This is a genomic window from Demequina sp. (genome assembly GCF_016278775.1).
Taxonomy (GTDB): domain Bacteria; phylum Actinomycetota; class Actinomycetes; order Actinomycetales; family Demequinaceae; genus Demequina.
Genome location: NZ_JADQBF010000092.1, coordinates 1 through 3,538 on the forward strand (window position 1 = coordinate 1; position 3,538 = coordinate 3,538).

Genomic DNA, 3,538 nt, shown 5'->3' on the forward strand with positions numbered 1-3,538 from the left:
ACTATGGAGGGCGAAAGGCGCACCTACTCGTGACAGCGTGGCTAATGGTGGCGCTTGGCGCTGTCCTCACCATCGGAACGGCGCTGTTTGTGGCCGCCGAATTCTCCTTCGTCGCCCTTGACCCCTCGCAGATCGACGGCGACACAAAGTCGACGCGTCGCGTCAGGCGGGCCCTCAAGTCCCTCTCCACACAGTTGTCTGGTGCCCAGGTGGGCATCACCCTGACGACCGTGATGCTCGGCTTCACCGCCCAGCCAGCGCTCGCAGAACTCCTTGAGGTGCCCTTCGCCGCCACGCCGTGGGTGCGGGCAGCAGCGGCGACCGTCGCTGCCATCGTGGCGCTCGTCTTCGTCAACGTGTTCTCCATGATCGTGGGCGAGTTGGTGCCCAAGAACGCCGCGATTGCGACGCCACTGGCGACGGCCAAGGCCGTTGCGCCGTTCATGCTGACGTTCACCTTGGTGCTGCGCCCCCTCATCGCGACGCTCAACGGCGCCGCAAACGCCGTGGTGCGCTTGCTCGGCATGGAGCCCCAAGAGGAACTCGCTGGAGGCCGGTCTCGTCAAGAACTTGCGGCACTCGTGAGGAGGTCAGCGGAGGTGGGCACCCTCGCGCCGTCCACCGCGCTGCTGCTGACCAATACCCTCGACCTGGACGACCTCGCGGCCGACGATGTGATGACCGACCGCACCCGTCTTCACACCGTCCCCCTTGCCGCAACTGCGGCCGACGTCTTGGCGCTCGCGCGCGGCACAGGGCACTCTCGCTTTCCCGTCATTCGGGATGGGGTGGACGACGTGGCGGGGCTGGTGCACGTGCGTCAGGCGATCGCAGTCCCTGCACACGAGCGCGACAGCACCGAAGTGGGCGACCTCATGGTCGAGGCTCCGCGCGTTCCCGAGACCATGCCGTTGCGTCCGTTGCTCGGGGAACTGAAGGACCTCGGCCTGCAGTGCGCGCTCGTGATCGACGAGTACGGCGGCACGGCGGGATTCGTCACCCTCGAGGACGTGGTGGAGGAACTGATCGGCGATGTGGCGGACGAGCACGACTCGCGCCGCTCCCACGTCTTTCGAGCCGCAGGGGGCGCCTGGGTGCTACCCGCTGTGTTGAGGCCCGATGAGGTGGGCGAACTCACCGACATCAACCTGCCGAGCTCGCACATCTATGAGACGGTCGGCGGTCTGGTGATGGCGACCCTTGGCCGCCTGCCTGCGGTGGGCGACTACGTCGAGGTGGGCAACGTGCTCGTCACCGTGGAACGGATGGACGGCAGGCGCATCGACAGGGTGAGGGCGCTCGTGATGCCGGGCATGGAGGTCTCATGAGCGTGGGACTCGCTTTCGCCGTCGTAGGGCTACTACTCGCCAATGCCTTCTTTGTGGGCGCGGAATTTGCCATCATCTCTGCGCGCCGCAGCTCGATCCAGCCGCGCGCCGAGCAAGGCTCGCGGGCCGCCGCCACGGTCTTGTGGGCCATGGAGAACGTGTCGCTCATGCTCGCGACGGCGCAACTGGGCATCACCATCTGTTCCGTGTCTCTGGGCGTGGTCGCTGAGCCCGCGATGGCTCACGCGATTGAAGGTTGGCTGGACGGTGCGATGAGTGACGCTGCGGCCCACGCCGTGGCGATCACGATTGCGTTGTTCATCATCGTGGGGCTCCACGTGGTGGTGGGGGAGATGATCCCCAAGAACGCGGCTGTGTCGAGTCCCGACAGGGCGGCGCTGGTGTTCGGGCCGCCGCTCGTGTGGATCGCGCGCATCTCCAGGCCGCTCATCGGGAGCCTCAACGCGGTTGCCAACGGGATGCTGAGACTGGTCCGCATCGAGCCTCGTGACGAGGTGACGTCCGCGTTCACGGCGGACGAGGTCCACATGATTGTGTCGCGATCGAGTGAAGAGGGCACCCTCACTGATGTCGAGGGGCTGCTGACCGGCGCCATCGAGTTCTCGGACCACACCGCACGGGACGTGATGATCCCTCTCGCCGATGTCGTATGTGTCACGAGGGGCGCGTCGGCGGAGGATCTTGAACGCCTCGCCGTGTCGACGAGTTTCTCTCGCTTCCCTGTGCGTGACGCTGACGACGAGGTGGTGGGCTACCTTCACATCAAGGATGCCCTGCAGGTGAGACCGGGAGAGCGTGAGGAGCCGCTCGCCGATTGGAGGGTTCGCGACCTCGCCTCCGTGCCACCGGACGCGGAGGTGGAGGCTGTCATGGCCCTCATGAGATCGTCGGGTGCGCACGTCGCTCTTGTCGAGGGAGGCGACGGCCCTGAAGGCATGGTCTTTCTGGAAGACATCATCGAGGAGTTGGTCGGCGAGGTGCGCGACATGATCGCCCGATCGCACCCGACCGCAGGTGCCGCGGATTTGTAGGACTTGTACACAAAATCACTCGGGCCTGGCCATCTAGGTAACGGAATGGTTACACTGTTCGGGTGCCGCCTTCTTGGGGACGGGAGGCGCAGGGGATCGACGACGCGTCGGAGGACTTTTCGTGACCACAGGACGAACGCCGCCAGAGCACGTTGGCGACCTCGATTCCGGTTCCCCAGTCTCGCCGCCCCCCACCCCGGGCCACGGAGAGTTCCCGGCAGAGTCGATGGCCGAGCGGAAGTATCGCCCCATCGCAAAGCCGCCCTCCCCTCGCGGCTCGAACCAGTTCTCGCGACGGGTTCGCCGCCTCACCGAGACGCATGAGATTCGCATCCGGACCACTCACCGCCGCCGCAAGGTCTTGGCGCGCGGAGGAGTTCTCGCAGGATTCGGGCTCGCCATGGTGGTCTACCCCATCATGGGCAACGTGGTCACGTACCAATCTGGCGTGGAGACCGTTCCCGGAGTGGTGGTAGGCCAGACGCCCACCACCGGCCACGCTTTGCTCGGTGGGGGACCCTCTCTTGTGCCGACGGTCATCGAACTGCCGTCCGTTGCGGATCAGACCCACGCGCTCGCGGTGGCGAGCTCGAAGTTCAGTACCAGCAATCGGCTTCCCGACTGCAATATGCCGCCTGAGTTCACTGGGGAGAACGGGCAACTGCCAGCAGATCAGTTGTGCCGGTTGCCGGACGGCAACTACTTGCGAGCCGACGCCGCTCTCGCCTTGGCCGAACTGAATGCCCAGTTTACCTCCAAGTTTGGCCGCAGCCTGTGTGTGCTGGAGGGCTACCGCTCTTACGCGGACCAGGTGCGCATGAAGTCTTTGCGCGGCTACCTTGCCGCTTCTCCTGGAACATCGATGCATGGCTTCGGACTCGCGATCGACTTGTGTCGTGGTGATGACCGCGGCGCACCGTGGGAGTGGATGAACGCCAACGCTGGCGCATTCAACTTCGTGAATCCTGACTGGGCGAAGTACCGCCTCTACGAGCCGTGGCACTGGGAGTACAAGCCGGGCGTTGACGAGATCGCCCTCTACGACGACGACTGGTGGCAGAATGGTGCACCAGACGGCGGGACTTCTGACAACACGACAACCGGGACCGGCACCGCCCCCGCGGCAACCACTCCTCCTCCAGAGCCAGAGCCGATCGA

Annotated in this window: 3 protein-coding genes; all 3 read left to right on the top strand. The window is 65.3% G+C overall.

From position 1 onward, the window contains the following. Positions 1-29: 29 nt before the first annotated feature. Positions 30-1,328 (top strand): hemolysin family protein, encoded by a 1,299-nt coding sequence (locus QZZ33_RS10450; RefSeq protein WP_291379934.1) that lies wholly within the window; start codon positions 30-32, stop codon positions 1,326-1,328. After that, positions 1,325-2,380: a hemolysin family protein gene (locus tag QZZ33_RS10455; RefSeq protein ID WP_291379936.1), complete on the top strand. Its 1,056-nt coding sequence runs from the start codon at positions 1,325-1,327 to the stop codon at positions 2,378-2,380. Before QZZ33_RS10450 ends, QZZ33_RS10455 begins: the two co-directional genes overlap by 4 nt. A 121-nt stretch (positions 2,381-2,501) precedes the next feature. After that, a partial coding sequence (locus QZZ33_RS10460; protein WP_291379938.1) for a M15 family metallopeptidase occupies positions 2,502-3,538 on the top strand: 1,037 nt, incomplete at its 3' end.

Excerpts from the sequence above, each read along its gene's own strand:
- QZZ33_RS10455 (WP_291379936.1), top strand. The coding sequence starts at position 1,325 with ATGAGCGTGGGACTCGCTTTCGCCGTCGTAGGGCTACTACTCGCCAAT.